The organism is Nesterenkonia sp. K-15-9-6, assembly GCF_052656005.1.
Map to the genome: position 1 here is coordinate 98,814 of NZ_JBQYEY010000009.1, position 13,282 is coordinate 112,095.

General features: G+C 70.0%; 13 protein-coding genes. 8 read left to right on the forward strand and 5 right to left on the reverse strand.

The annotated features are described in order from the left end of the window. Positions 1-79: 79 nt before the first annotated feature. Positions 80-985, forward strand: a complete 906-nt coding sequence (locus tag SD455_RS07725; protein ID WP_237090082.1) for a fructosamine kinase family protein — start codon at positions 80-82, stop codon at positions 983-985. Here SD455_RS07725 and SD455_RS07730 read toward each other — a convergent pair. From SD455_RS07730 to SD455_RS07750, 5 genes are all read right to left on the reverse strand, one after another. Next, entirely contained in the window at positions 957-2,318 is a 1,362-nt protein-coding gene (locus SD455_RS07730) for an Nramp family divalent metal transporter (RefSeq protein ID WP_445507735.1), read from the reverse strand. The two genes, SD455_RS07725 and SD455_RS07730, sit on opposite strands and share 29 nt — an antisense overlap. 93 nt (positions 2,319-2,411) lie before the next feature. Next, positions 2,412-3,371 (reverse strand): electron transfer flavoprotein subunit alpha/FixB family protein, encoded by a 960-nt coding sequence (locus SD455_RS07735; protein ID WP_070159093.1) that lies wholly within the window; start codon positions 3,369-3,371, stop codon positions 2,412-2,414. Further along, complete coding sequence (locus tag SD455_RS07740; RefSeq protein WP_170922648.1) at positions 3,368-4,183, reverse strand: electron transfer flavoprotein subunit beta/FixA family protein; 816 nt, start codon at positions 4,181-4,183, stop codon at positions 3,368-3,370. Before SD455_RS07740 ends, SD455_RS07735 begins: the two co-directional genes overlap by 4 nt. A 188-nt stretch (positions 4,184-4,371) precedes the next feature. Beyond that, entirely contained in the window at positions 4,372-5,175 is an 804-nt protein-coding gene (locus tag SD455_RS07745; RefSeq protein WP_083277350.1) for an ABC transporter permease, read from the reverse strand. Between the two features lie 4 nt (positions 5,176-5,179). After that, positions 5,180-5,893: a FadR/GntR family transcriptional regulator gene (locus SD455_RS07750; protein ID WP_070159092.1), complete on the reverse strand. Its 714-nt coding sequence runs from the start codon at positions 5,891-5,893 to the stop codon at positions 5,180-5,182. A gap of 313 nt (positions 5,894-6,206) precedes the next feature. Here SD455_RS07750 and SD455_RS07755 point away from each other — a divergent pair, with 313 nt between their 5' ends. From SD455_RS07755 to SD455_RS07785, 7 genes are all read left to right on the forward strand, one after another. Continuing rightward, the gene (locus tag SD455_RS07755; protein WP_445507736.1) at positions 6,207-7,877 is read left to right on the forward strand and encodes an ABC transporter substrate-binding protein; all 1,671 of its coding nucleotides are present in this window, start codon (positions 6,207-6,209) and stop codon (positions 7,875-7,877) included. A 14-nt stretch (positions 7,878-7,891) separates the two neighbouring features. Then, positions 7,892-8,845, forward strand: a complete 954-nt coding sequence (locus tag SD455_RS07760; protein WP_070159090.1) for an ABC transporter permease — start codon at positions 7,892-7,894, stop codon at positions 8,843-8,845. Between the two features lie 13 nt (positions 8,846-8,858). Next, positions 8,859-9,737 carry an ABC transporter permease gene (locus tag SD455_RS07765; RefSeq protein ID WP_445507737.1) on the forward strand — a complete coding sequence of 293 codons (879 nt, stop codon included), beginning with the start codon at positions 8,859-8,861 and terminating at the stop codon, positions 9,735-9,737. A 4-nt stretch (positions 9,738-9,741) separates the two neighbouring features. Further along, the gene (locus SD455_RS07770) at positions 9,742-11,376 is read left to right on the forward strand and encodes a dipeptide ABC transporter ATP-binding protein (protein ID WP_445507738.1); all 1,635 of its coding nucleotides are present in this window, start codon (positions 9,742-9,744) and stop codon (positions 11,374-11,376) included. A 90-nt stretch (positions 11,377-11,466) separates the two neighbouring features. After that, positions 11,467-11,841, forward strand: a complete 375-nt coding sequence (locus SD455_RS07775; protein WP_070159088.1) for a RidA family protein — start codon at positions 11,467-11,469, stop codon at positions 11,839-11,841. Beyond that, positions 11,838-12,203, forward strand: a complete 366-nt coding sequence (locus SD455_RS07780; RefSeq protein ID WP_445507739.1) for a Rid family hydrolase — start codon at positions 11,838-11,840, stop codon at positions 12,201-12,203. The genes SD455_RS07775 and SD455_RS07780 overlap by 4 nt, the downstream gene beginning before the upstream one ends. A 115-nt stretch (positions 12,204-12,318) precedes the next feature. After that, positions 12,319-13,239, forward strand: a complete 921-nt coding sequence (locus tag SD455_RS07785; RefSeq protein WP_070159081.1) for an HpcH/HpaI aldolase/citrate lyase family protein — start codon at positions 12,319-12,321, stop codon at positions 13,237-13,239. The last annotated feature ends 43 nt before the right edge of the window (positions 13,240-13,282 follow it).

Sequence of the window (13,282 nt, forward strand, 5' to 3'; positions counted from 1 at the left end):
GTCCAGACCTTCACCGGGCCCTGCGGCGCGTGATACGACGTCTCTGAGACCCAGGCACGTCGCGGAGAGGAGCCACCGGGTGACAGCTGCATCGTCCATGCTGCTCCCACGCCTGCAGCAGGCAGGCCTGGACGACGTGGTGCGCGTGGAGCCGGTCGCCGGGGGTCTGGCGGCGACCGCCGGTCTGGCTCACCGCCGCGACGGCACCACGGTGTTCGTGAAGACCTTCGGCGGGCCGCCGGGCGACGATGCCTTCGCCGCGGAGGCTGAGGGGCTCACGGTGCTGGCTGAGGCGGGCGGAGTCGTCACCCCCGAGGTCGTCCTCGCCGACCACGATCTGCTCGTCCTCTCGACGCTGCATCCCCGGCCGGACGCCGAGGTCTTCTGGGAGCGGCTCGCCCATGAGCTGGCCCATCTGCACACCTCCACCCGGCACCCCCGCTTCGGGTGGCACCGCCACAACTGGCTGGGTCGGCGACAGCAGATCAACACCTGGGAGGACGACGGCTTCGAGTTCTTCGCCCAGCACCGACTGCTGCGGTGGCTCGACGAGCCCCGCGTGCACGACGTGCTCGGGGTCGCGGACCGAGCCGCCCTGGAGCGGCTGTGCGACCGACTGCCTGAGCTGCTTCCGGCGGCGCCGGCATGCCTGGTCCACGGTGACCTGTGGGCGCAGAACCTGCTGGCCACCCGGGAGGGCCGGCCGGCACTGATCGATCCGGCGGTGTCCTACACCTGGGCGGAGATCGACCTGGCCCATCTGTGGACGACGGCTCCGCCCCCGGAGGCCGAGACGTTCTTCGAGCTCTATGCCGACCTGACCGGGCTCGACCGGCACTGGGGGGACCGCATGCCGATCCTCCAGCTGCGCCAGCACCTGGCGGTGATCGCCCAGTTCGACACCGACTGGGGTGCCGCCGACGTCGTGCGCGCCACCCTCGCTCCGTTCCGCAGCCTCAGAGCCAGCCCAGCGTCTGGGGGATGACCCACAGGGTGAGCAGGGACAGGACCACGATGCTGATCCAGCTCCAGATGACCACGAATCTGCCGGGGCGGTACCGCGCCGGGATGAACTTCACCGCCACATGGAGGTTCACCGCGAAGAGCACCGGGCTGATCGCGAACGAGACCGCGCCGGCGGCGGGCACCAGCATCGCCGGATTCGGGAACAACGTCAGCGCGATGATCGCGCACACCACCATCACGCCCATCATCACTCGCATCAGGGTCCGCTCGGTCCACCACGGGCGGTCGGCGTGCGTCGCCACCAGCTCGGTCAGGCAGGCCGCGAAGGTCCGAGGGAATCCGTCGAAGATGATCAGCACGGTGGAGAACAGCGCGGCGGAGGCCCCGGCGATGAAGATCGGGAACATCCACACGCCCACGGTGTCGGTGAAGATGTGGGAGATGGCGAGGATGGTGCCCGCACCCTCCGGCTTGTCCTCGCGGGCGAAGAGGATCATCGCCCCCAGCACCAGGTACATGGTCGCGATGATCCAGGAGACGATGTGCCCGATCCGGAAGTCGTAGAGCGCGGCCTTGAACCAGGCGTCGGCGTAGGGACGCACCTCAGCGGGCGTATGCTCCACCGCCTGCGGCCCGAAGACCTCCCGGACGCGCACCATGCCGCGGCGCTTGCTCGTCATCCACAGCGAGGCCCACACGCCGACGCTCAGGTCGGTGGGCATCCAGCCCATGAGCCCGGCGACGAGCAGCGCGGACCCAGCGGGGATGGCCGGCAGCAGCAGGTGACCCCAGGCCTCGCCCTGGACTCCGCCGACCACGAAGGCGACGACGGTGCCGATCACCAGCACGATGGCCAGCACCTTGTTGACCCATTCCAAGCCCCGGTACTTCCCGGCCAGGAGCAGTCCGACGGCCAGCAGGGACAGCACCACGCCGTAGGCCAGCAGGGATCCGACGCCGAAGCTCGCCCACAGCACGGCCGCCGCGGCCGCGACGATCGCCCCGACGGCGGTGCAGCCGATGACGATCGTGGCTGCCAGCACGGCCCAGACCGCCCACTTCTTCGGCCCCGGGATGCGGGTGTAGGCGGAGAGGATGGACTCGCCGGTGGCGGCGGTGTATCGCATAGCCAGCTCGAAGCCCTGCCATTTGAACAGGAACGCCACCGGCAGGACCCACAGGAGCGCGAACTCGAAGTGCGCACCGGCCAGCGGTGCGGTGACCAGGTGGCTGGTCCCCACGCCGGCCATGGCCACCAGCAGGCCGGGTCCGAGGAAGCGCAGGATGCGCAGGCCCCGGACATCGGGATGCTGCTCCATCTCACGGCGATCGGCGGCGGCGTCCTGGCTCATGGTTCGGGTCTCCCTCATCCCTGGGTGCGGCGGTCCTGCCCGCATGACCCTCTCATGGTATGTGAGGCAGGCCACATGCCGCTGGCCCGGGGGTCAGCCCTTGCGGCGGCGCAGCTCCTCCACCATCTGCGGCACGACCTCGAACAGGTCGCCCACCACGCCGAAGTCGGCGATCTCGAACACCGGGGCGTCCTCGTCCTTGTTGATCGCCACGATCGTCTGGGCGGTCTGCATGCCGGCGCGCTGCTGGATCGCCCCGGAGATGCCGGCGGATATGTAGAGCTGCGGGGACACCGTCACGCCGGTCTGGCCCACCTGGGCGGCGTGGTCGATCCACCCGGCGTCGGTGGCCGCGCGGGAGGCGCCGATCGCCGCACCCAGCTCATCGGCCAGCTCCTCCAGCGGACCGAAGTTCCCGTCCACCCCGCGGCCGCCGGCGACGACGACGCGGGCCTCCGTCAGGGCCGGGCGCTCCGAGACCTCGAGCGGAGTGCGCTGAAGGACCTCGACACCGCCGGAGGCGGCGGCACCCTCGGCGAGAGAGGGGCCCACCGGCAGTGCGACCACCTCGGGGGCCTGGCCCGCGACGACGGCGGCCTCCACCGAGTTCGGCTTCACCGTGGCCACCAGGGCGCGGTCCTCGGCCACCTCGGCGGTGGTGGTGTAGGAGCCGGCCAGCACGGACTTCGTGACACGCCGCTCGGAGTCGATGCCCACGGCGTCGGTGATGATCCCGGTGTCCAGGCGGACCGCCAGGCGGGCGAGCGCGTCGGTGGAGTCCGGCGTGTCCGGGGCGAGGATCGCCGAGGCGGCGGTCTCCTGCACCGCGGTCTCCAGCAGGTCCACCAGGGCGGGGTCCGGGGTGAGGATCTCCGCGTCACCGGTGTAGACGGTCTGCACACCCTCGACGGCGACCGCGTCGACGGCGCGGTCACCCGGGGTCCCGGTGACCACATGGACCTCGCCGAGCGTGGCGGCCAGGGTCAGCAGCTCCTGCTGGGCCGAGGAGAGCCGCGCGTCCAGCGACTCGAAGAACACCAGGGCAACACTCACAGCACACGCTCCTTTGCCAGGAACTCCACGATCTTCACGCCGGCATCACCCTCATCGGTGATGATCTCGCCCGCGGTGCGCGGCGGACGCGCCTCCGCGGTCAGCACGGTGGCCTTCGAGGCCACCGCGGAAGCGTCCAGCCCGACGTCGGCCAGACTCCAGGAGGTCATCGGCTTCTTCTTCGCCGCCATGATCGCCTTGAAGTTCGGGTACCGGGGCTCATTGGCCTGGTCGGTCACGGAGACCACGGCCGGCAGGGCGGCCGCCAGCCGCTGCTGCTCCGTGGCGGAGGCGCGGGTGACCACCAGCCGGTCCTCCTCCAGCGCCACGGCGGTGGCCTGGGTGACAAGGTTGAGTCCGAGTCGTTCGGCCAGCTGCGGCGGCACCGCGCCGGACTCGCCGTCCTCGGAGGCCATGCCCGTGATGACGAGGTGCTCGCCCTCGGCATCGCCGTCGGCCAGGACATGCTCGATCGCCGCGGCCAGCGCGGCAGAGGTGGCGACGACGTCGGCGCCGGTCAGCGCGTCGTCGCTGAGGTGGAAGGCGTCATCGGCGCCGATCTGCAGGGCCTTCTTCGCGGCGGTGGCCGCGCCCGCCGGCCCGATGGTCAGGGCGGAGACCCGCACGTCCCGTGAGGCGGCCTCCTTGATCTGCAGGGCGGCCTCGAGCGGGTACTCATCCAGCTCACCCAGGATGCCCTCCGAGCGGTCGATGCGTCGCTCCGCGGTGAACCGGCGCTCCAGCTGAGCGTCCGGCACCCATTTGACCAGGGTGATGATGTGCAGGGGGGTTCCAGCTGCCGATTCAGGCATGGGGCTGACCTCGCCTCACTCTCCGTGCGATTCCGAACAGATCCGATGGTGCGGGAGCGGGGCTCCCGCCAGCAGGCATCCCAGCCATGGTGCCACGAAACGCGTCCGGAGGTGAGGTGCGCGACCTCAGGTGTCATGGTCAGGTGTCATGGTCAGGCGTCATGGTGCGATAGGGGGTCTGGGAGGCGTCAGCTCGACGCCGCCTGCAGGGGGATCCGGGGTGAGCGCGCCGCCCACCAGGTCCCCAGCAGGGCGGTCACCGACCCGGCCAGGCCGATCGCGGCCAGCACGACGAGCTGGAACTGCGCGGCCTCGACAGGCGAGGCGCCGCCGAAGAGTGCGCCGACGAAGGCCCCGGGCAGGGTGACCAGTCCGGTGTTCTTCGTCTGGTCGAGGTTCGGGAGCAGGGCCTCCCGCACCGCTTCCCGGCGCATCTGGGCCGTGGCCTGGGCCGGTCGCGCCCCCAAGGACAGCCAGGCCTCCACCTCTCCGGAGCGCTGCTGCAGGCTGGAGGCGAACCGTCGCATCGCGAGCGTGGAGGCCGTCATGCAGTTGCCGATGGTGATGCCGGCGATGGCGATGATCTTCTCCGTCTCCCACGCGACCAGGCCCAGCAGCAGCACGACCGCCACGGTCATGGTGCCGCCGATCAGCACGCCGAGGACGGCTCCTGCGGGGCCGCGGGGGAGCTCCTTCGCCCGTCGGAAGGAGGTGGCCGAGGCGGTGGAGAGCATGAGCAGGATGAACAGCACCACGGTCCAGGGAGCGGTGAGCACCCCCTGCAGCAGCAGGGCGATGAGCGTGAGTTGGGCGGCCGCCCGCACCAGCGCCACCAGCGGCAGTGCGCCGAGGCGGATGCCGGAGCGGCGCAGCAGCACCACGGTGGCGGCACCCATCACGGCGATGCCCAGCCCGTACTGGGCCCAGTCGCGGAGGGAGCCGACCGCCAGGTCGGCGGCCCAGGTGTCGCCCAGGCTCAGCGGTGCCGCCATCGCGTCACCGCTGCAGGTCCAGGTGGGCGGCGACTTCCTCGAGATGCTCGGCCATGAGGCGGCGGGCCTCGTCGGCGTCGTGCCGGCGGATGGCCTCGTAGATCCGGCGGTGCGCCTCCACCGCGGTCCTCAGCTTCTCGTCGGGCAGGTGCAGGCCTGCCTCTGAGGGCGTCATCCAGTCGTGGGTGACGTTCAGCAGTCGGGTGAGCATCGGATTGTGGGTCAGCTTCGCGATCTCACTGTGGAAGGCCATGTCCAGCTGGAAGAGCAGCGGCACGGAAGGGTCCGGTCGGGCGAGCTCCTCCTCGGCCTGCTCCACACGGTGGAGGAGCCCGGGCAGCTCCGAGTCCAGTGCCCGGTCGGCCGCACGCTCCGCCATCGGGGGCTCGACCACGGCGCGGAGGTCCATGACCTCCCGGAGCACGCGGTGGGAGGTCTCCATGGAGCCGAGCATCCCGGCGTGCAGGTCCGGACGCCGGACGGCGCGCACCACTGTGCCGCGGCCGCGCGTCCTGGTGATCAGCCCCCGCAGCTCCAGGTCCCGCAGGGCTTCCCGCACGGTGGTGCGGGAGACCTCCGCCGACTCCGCCAGGGCGCGCTCGTTGGGCAGCTTGTCGCCGGCCTTGAGCTCGCCGTCCTCGATCATGCTGATCAGGCGTCGGCTGAGCTGTTCGGCGACGGTGACCGAGCTGATGGAGAGTCCGTCGAGTTCGCGCATGGGTCCTCCGCTCCGTGGCCGGTCGTCTGCCGGCCGCGCTCCGTGCCTCCCCAGTATGGCGGATGCGTCTCTGGCGACCCGTGAATCGTCCACCGGTGGACCGGTGGTCCGACCAAGTGTCCATACCGTGGCATGGACAGGACGGGGCAGTCAACGCCCAGAGGGCCTACCAGTCGTTGAGTTTTCGCGAAACTCTTGACATCCATGTGATGTGGAGCACAGACTCAGGACTCATGAGATTTGGTCCGACCAAGTGACCTGATGCTCACTCGCGCTGTCCAATCCGCTCCCTGAAACGGTGGTGTCACGACCCATGAAGAAATCACTCGCCCTGCTGTCCCTGGTCGCCCTGGTGGGCTGCTCCGAGGTCCAGGAGATCGGAGAGCAGGAGGTCGACGCGCGTGAGGGGGAGTCGTCCGTTCCGCTGGCCGCCGACGAGGCCGTCGAGGGCGGCGACCTCGTCATGGCCCTGTCCCAGGAGCCGGACGCACTCGACCCCACCACGGCCCGCACCCGGGCCGGGCGCATGGTCTTCGAGTCCATGTGCGAGAAGCTCTACGACATCGACGCCGAGGGCGAGATCATCCCGATGCTCGCCACCGAGCTGCCGGACTACTCCGAGGACGAGACCGTGCTGCGGATCCCGCTGCGCGAGGACGCCGTCTTCTCCGACGGCACCCCCATGGACGCCGAAGCGGTCAGGACCAGCCTGGAGCGGCACCTGGAGCACCCCACCTCCGCGCGCAGCTCGGACATGGGGCCGATCGAGGAGATTCGCGTGGTCGACGACCATGAGATCGAGATCGAGCTGGCCGAGCCCTTTGCGCCCCTGGTGGCGACGCTGTCCGACCGCGCCGGGATGATCATGTCTCCTCAGGCGCTCGATGAGCTCGGGGACGACTTCGCCCAGGCGCCCAGCTGCGTGGGGCCCTTCGCGCTGGTGGAGCGGGTGCCGCAGACCCGCATCGACGTCGTCGCCGACCCCCACTACTACGGGGCCGACGAGGTCCACCTGGACTCCATCACCTACGTGATCATGCCTGACCACAACATCCGGGCCGCCAACCTGCGTTCTCGGGATGTGCACCTCACCGACACCGTCTCGCCCCAGGAGTTCGACGCGCTCGTCGACGACGCCGCCGGTGAGGTCAACGGCCTCGTCCTGGACTCCCTGGGATTCCAGGGGCTGACGCTGAACATCGGCAATGTGGACGGCACCGGCCAGCCGCCCGGTGAGATCGACACCGTGGTGGCCCAGGAGCCCGCCGTGCGCGAGGCGCTCTCGCTGGCCATCGACCGGGACTCCCTCGTCGACGTCGTGTTCAACAACTGGTACGTCTCCGCCTGCACGCCGATGTCACCGATCAGCACGTTCGCCGACGAGCGGGCCACCGACTGCCCCGAGCACGACCCGGACCGCGCGATGGAGCTCCTGGAGGACGCGGGGGTGGACATCCCCGTGGAGATCGACCTCACCGTGCGCAACGACCAGGACTCCCTGCGTTACGCTCAGGCCCTGCAGGCCTCCGTGGAGGACGCGGGCTTCGAGTTCACCATCCGGCCCATGGAGTGGACCGCCCTGCTCGATGCCCAGGACCGCGGCGACTTCGACGCGATCCTCGTGGGCTGGGGCGGGATGATCGACCCGCACAACAACCTGCACAACTACTTCTCCACCGGTGCCGGCAACAACTACTCGGGGCTCTCCGACCCGGAGATCGACGAGTACCTCGACGAGGCCGCCCGCACCGTGGACCACGACGAGCGCGTCGAGCTCTACGGGCAGGCGGTGGAACGGGCCGGCGAGCTGAACAACATCATCGTCACCTACCGGCTGAGCAACCTGGGTGCGGCCCACGAATCCATCGCCGGCGTCTGGTTCTCCCCGGACGGCATCCTGCGGGTCTCCGGTGCGGCGTTCGTCGACACCGAGGCGGCCGAAGAGGAGATCGACATCGACGAGCTCGACCTCGGCGACGACTGAGGGCCGCCGTCACGATGACCAAGAGCCGCTTCTTCCTGACCCGACTCGTCCAGTCCCTGATCACGCTGCTGATCTCCGCCGTCGTCATCTTCCTGGGAATCCGGGCACTGCCCGGTGACCCGGCGCGGGCGATGGCCGGCGATGAGGCCGGCCCGGCCGAGATCGCCGCGATCCGGGCCGACCTCGGACTGGACCGCCCGCTCGTGGAGCAGTTCCTCATCTTCCTGAAGAACGTCGTCACCCTGAACCTCGGGGAGTCGACCCGCACCGGGCAGGAGGTGACCTCCATGATCTCCCAGACGCTGCCGGTGACGCTCTGGCTGGCGCTCTACGCCGTGTTCCTGGCGACCGTCGGCGGCATCATCCTCGGGATGATCGCTGAACGGCACCGGGGACGGTTCCCGGAGTTCCTCAGCAACGGGATCGCCCTGCTGGGGCTCTCCCTGCCGAGCTTCTGGCTCGGCCTGCTGGGGATCATGCTCTTCGCGATCACCCTCGGATGGTTCCCGGCATCCGGGTACGTCCCTATGGGCGTCAACCCCTTGGCGGCGCTGTACCACCTCACGATGCCGGCGATCGTGCTGGCCACCGCGCTGGCCGCCGTGGTGACCCGCCAGACACGGGCGTCCATGATCGAGACGATGGGCACCGACTACGTCCGATTCGCCAAGGCCAAGGGGCTGTCCCAGCCGCGGGTGCTGTTCAAGTACGGGCTGCGCAACGCGCTCATCGCCCTGGTGACCATCACCGGACTCCAACTGGGCGCGCTGCTCTCCGGGGCGGTCGTCACGGAGCAGATCTTCGTCCTGCCCGGCATCGGGAGCCTCACCCTGGACGCCATCCTGGCGCGAGACTTCCCGGTGATCCAGGCCGTCGTGCTGGTCGTGACGGTGCTCTACGTGGTGATCAACCTTCTGGTGGACATCCTCTACACCGTCATCAATCCCCGAGTCCGGGTCAGTGCCTGAGGAGGACGTGCCCATGTATCAGACCACAGCCGCCGCGGCCGCGGCGGAGACGAGCCGCAGTCCTTTCATCCGGGGCCTCCAGCAGCTGGCCCGGAACAAGCTGGGGGTGATCGGAGGTCTCCTGCTGCTGCTCACCGTCATCGCCGCCGTCGGCGCCCCCTGGATCGCCCCGCATCACTTCGCCGCGGTCAACTTCCAGATCCCGTTCCAGACCCCAGGCACCGCCGGCTATCCGCTGGGCACCGACGACCTGGGCCGGGACGTGCTCTCACGGCTGCTCTACGGCGTCCGCACTTCCCTGTGGATCGGGCTGCTCTCGGTCGCCGTCGCCGTGGGCGTCGGGACCCCGCTGGGGCTGCTGGCCGGGTACTCCCGGGTGGCCGACGCCGTCGTCTCGCGACTCACCGACGTCGCCCTGGCCTTCCCGTTCCTCATCATCGCGGTCGGCCTGGCGGCCATCCGCGGGCCGAGTCTGGAGAACGCGGCCATCGCGCTGGGCATCGCGAACATCCCGATCATCGTGCGAGTGGTCCGCGGGGAGGCGCTGCGGATCTCCGGGCTGGAGTTCGTCCAGGCCGCCCGCGCCATGAACATCTCGCAGGCGAGGATCCTGTTCCAGCACCTGCTGCCCAACGCGTCCTCGGTGATCATCGTCCAGGCCACGGTGATCATCCCGGTGGCGATCATCGGTGAGGCGATGCTCTCCTTCCTGGGGCTGGGGATCCAGCCGCCCGAGCCGTCGCTGGGCATCATGCTCGCCGACGCCCAGGAGTACATCTACCGCTCACCCTGGGCGGCCGTCTGGCCGGGTCTGACGATCATCGTCATGTGCCTGGGCTTCAACATGTTCGGCGACGCCCTGCGCGACGCCCTCGACCCCAATGCGAGGTGACCCGATGACGACCACGGCACACGAGACGGACAGCTCGCCCATCAGGCCGGACCCGCTGATCACGGTGCGGGACCTCCGCGTCGCCTACGACGGGCAGGACGCGGTGCGAGGAGCCAGCTTCGCGGTGGCCCCCGGGCGCTCGCTGGCGATCGTGGGCGGCTCCGGATCGGGCAAGTCCACCACCGTCAAGGCGCTGCTGGGCCTGCTCCCGGAGAACGCCCGCGTCGTCGGCGGGGAGGTCGATTACGCCGGCGAGCGTCTGGCGGACCTCTCCGAGGGCACACTGCGCCACTATCGGGGAGCACGCATCGGGCTGGTGCCGCAGGACCCCATGGCGAGCCTGAATCCCTCGATGCGCATCGGTGACCAGATCTGTGACGCGCTGAAGCAGTACGGCATGCGATCCAAGGAGGATCGGCGGCGTCGGGCCCTGCAGCTCATGGACGACGCCGGGATCCCTGAGCCGGCGCGCCGGTTCCGGCAGTATCCGCACGAGTTCTCGGGAGGGATGAGGCAACGCATCCTCATCGCGATCGCGCTCTCCGGCGATCCGGAGCTGCTGATCGCCGACGAGCCGACCTCGGCCCTGGACGTCACCGTGCAGAAGCGCATCCTGGATCACCTGGACACGCTCGCCGAGGACAGGGGTCTGACTCGGATCCTGGTGACCCATGACCTCGGCGTGGCCGCCGATCGGGCCGACGAGGTCGTGGTGATGTCCGACGGTGAGGTCGTCGAGCAGGGCACCCCGAGGGGGATCCTCCGCGCGCCGAGCCACCCGTACTCGCAGCGGCTCGTGGACGCCGCCCCGCGGCTGGACGCCCACCGGCGCCGGGAGGAGGCGCCGCGGGAGGACGACGGGGGCCCCAGCTTCCTGAGCATCCGCGGTCTGGTGAAGGACTTCAAGATCCGGGGCTTCAAGGAGCCGCTGCGGGCCGTCGACGACGTCAGCTTCGACATCAGGAAGGGCACCACCACAGCGGTGATCGGAGAGTCCGGGTCCGGGAAGTCGACGGTCGCCAGGATCACCCTCGGGCTCGAGAAGGCCACGAGCGGTGAGGCGCGGGTGGGCGCACGCGCCATCCGGCCGGAGTCCCGCGATGACATCCGCTACCTGCGGAGCCTGACCCAGCCCGTGTTCCAGGATCCCTTCTCCTCGCTGAATCCGTACTGGAGCGTGGCGGGGCTCATCGCGGAGTCGCTCGTCCCGCGACGCGACCTCGGACGCGCGGAGAAGCGGCGCAGAGTCCGGGAGTGCCTCGATCACGTCGCGCTGCCGCAGTCCGCCCTGGGAAAGTATCCCGGGGAGCTCTCCGGCGGGCAGCGGCAGCGCGTGGCGATCGCCAGGGCGCTGGTCGCCGAGCCCGAGCTGCTGGTGTGCGACGAGGCCGTCTCGGCCCTCGACGTGCTCGTGCAGAAACAGATCCTGGACCTGCTGCGCGGCCTGCAGGCCGAGATCGGCGTGAGCTGCCTGTTCATCACCCACGACCTCGGCGTCACCTCGGAGATCGCGGACGAGGTCGTGGTCCTGCGGCGGGGCCGCGTGGTGGAGGCGGGACCCGTGGGGCAGATCATCGACGCCCCGCAGGATGAGTACACGACTGCTCTGCTGGAGGCCGTCCCAGGACGGGGCCTCTGAGGCCTCCTCGGTCTTCGGGGCGGGCGGCACAGAGCTGACATCAGTGACGCGCCACCCGGCGCTGACACATGACACGACGAAAGGTGAGGAATGGAACGCATCGGAACGCGGGAGATCGCCGGGGCCAGAGCGGCGGAGGCCGTCGCCACAGAGGATCTGATCTTCTTCTCGGGGATCACGGCGAAGGACACGTCCCTGAGCGCGGCGGATCAGACCAGCTGGTGTCTGCAGCGCCTGGACCAGCTGCTGGAACAGTTGGGCGAGGATCAGGGCTCCGTGCTGATGATCCACATCTGGCTCAGCGACATGCGCTACTTCGGGGCGATGAACAAGGCCTGGAACCACTGGATCGACAAGGAGAACCCGCCGGCGCGCACCTGTGTCTCCGGGGAGCTGCACCGGCCCGACATCCTGGTGGAGGTCGTCGCCACTGCAGCGCGCACGGCTGGGACGGAGGGCCGATGAGCATCACCAAGGCCGGACGTGTCACCGCCCCGGGGGCGCCGGGGATCCACCTGGCCTCCGCCCATGGCGGTCTGGCCTCGGCCTGCCTGACAGCGCCGGACAAGTCCCTGGACGTCGAAGGCCAGAGTCGGCAGATCCTCGAGAGGATCGATGACCTGCTTGCCGAGGTGGGAGGCCACCCCCGCCAGATCGTCATGGCGCAGGTGTGGCTGCTGAGCATCGACGACGCCGAGGACTTCGCGCGCGCCTGGAACGACTGGCTCGGGGACCGGCCGGTCCCGGCGCTGTCTGTGGTGCAGGCGTCGGCGGCCAGCCGGTCCTCCCAGGTCGAGATCCGGGCCTACGCGGCGACCCTCGAGTAAGTCCGAAATTCTTGGCGCGGCGCTGTCGAATGCGTCACACAGCGGGCGTACGGTGGGACGAGCCTGACGCCAGGCCACCTGCCGTACGCCCGTCTGATCGTTCCTCAGGAGAACCATGCCCCGTCCGGATGCCCCTGTCTCCAGCTTCACCCTCGGCCCCGCGCTGCTGTTCTGCCCCGGCAGCCGCCCCGACCGCTTCGGCAAGGCCGCCGAGCGCTCGGACGCCGTCATCGTGGACCTGGAGGACGCGGTCACCACTGCGGAGAAGCCCGCTGCCCGTGCCGCCGCCGTCACAGCCATCACCGGTGGGGACGATGACGTCCCCGCCCTCGATCCCGCCGTCACCGTGGTCCGTCTCAACGGCGTCTCCTTCGGGGAGCTCGACGCCGACCTGGCCGCCCTGGAAGGAAGCCCGGTGCGGCACGTGGTGGTCGCCAAGGCGGAGGACCTCGGCGTGCTCGACCACGTCGCCGCAGCCCTGCCTGACGCCCGGCTGATCCCTCAGGTCGAGAGCCCCATCGGAGTGCTCAACGCCCCCGCGCTGGCCTCCCACCCCGCCGTCGAGGCCCTGTTCTGGGGCACCGAGGACATGATCGCCGGACTCGGCGGGACCACCGCCCGCACCGCCGACGGAGCCTATCGGTCGGTGATCCGACACATCCGCCACAGCGTGCTCATCGCCGCCGGGGCGGCCGGCGTCCCCGCCCTGGACGCCATCAACACCGGCATTCGGGACCTGCCGCGGCTGGCCGCCGAGGCGGAGGACGCCTGCGCCAGCGGCTTCGTGGCCAAGGCCTGCGTCCACCCGCATCAGGTGGAGACCGTGCGTCGCGCCTACACCCCGGACGCCGGGGAGGTGGAGTGGGCCAAGGCCCTGCTGGTGGCCCTGCGCCAGGAGGCCGGCGCCGACGCCGACCCCCTCACCGTCGGCGCGTTCAGCTTCCGTGGGCAGATGGTCGACGCCCCGGTGGCGCTGCAGGCGCAGCGGATCATGGCGCGATACGACGCCACCCGCGTGCACCAGCCCGGAGAATGAGAGAATCAGCAGGCGAGCCCAGCGATCATGCCCAGATCTGCCG

Bases quoted from the DNA above. Each gene is read 5' to 3' on its own strand.
- SD455_RS07775 (WP_070159088.1), top strand. From the start codon at position 11,467: ATGGAACGCATCGGAACGCGGGAGATCGCCGGGGCCAGAGCGGCGGAG.
- SD455_RS07770 (WP_445507738.1), top strand. From the start codon at position 9,742: ATGACGACCACGGCACACGAGACGGACAGCTCGCCCATCAGGCCGGAC.
- SD455_RS07780 (WP_445507739.1), top strand. From the start codon at position 11,838: ATGAGCATCACCAAGGCCGGACGTGTCACCGCCCCGGGGGCGCCGGGG.
- SD455_RS07745 (WP_083277350.1), bottom strand. From the start codon at position 5,175: ATGGCGGCACCGCTGAGCCTGGGCGACACCTGGGCCGCCGACCTGGCG.
- SD455_RS07730 (WP_445507735.1), bottom strand. From the start codon at position 2,318: ATGAGCCAGGACGCCGCCGCCGATCGCCGTGAGATGGAGCAGCATCCC.
- SD455_RS07750 (WP_070159092.1), bottom strand. From the start codon at position 5,893: ATGCGCGAACTCGACGGACTCTCCATCAGCTCGGTCACCGTCGCCGAA.
- SD455_RS07765 (WP_445507737.1), top strand. From the start codon at position 8,859: ATGTATCAGACCACAGCCGCCGCGGCCGCGGCGGAGACGAGCCGCAGT.
- SD455_RS07785 (WP_070159081.1), top strand. From the start codon at position 12,319: ATGCCCCGTCCGGATGCCCCTGTCTCCAGCTTCACCCTCGGCCCCGCG.
- SD455_RS07755 (WP_445507736.1), top strand. From the start codon at position 6,207: ATGAAGAAATCACTCGCCCTGCTGTCCCTGGTCGCCCTGGTGGGCTGC.
- SD455_RS07760 (WP_070159090.1), top strand. From the start codon at position 7,892: ATGACCAAGAGCCGCTTCTTCCTGACCCGACTCGTCCAGTCCCTGATC.
- SD455_RS07740 (WP_170922648.1), bottom strand. From the start codon at position 4,183: ATGCCTGAATCGGCAGCTGGAACCCCCCTGCACATCATCACCCTGGTC.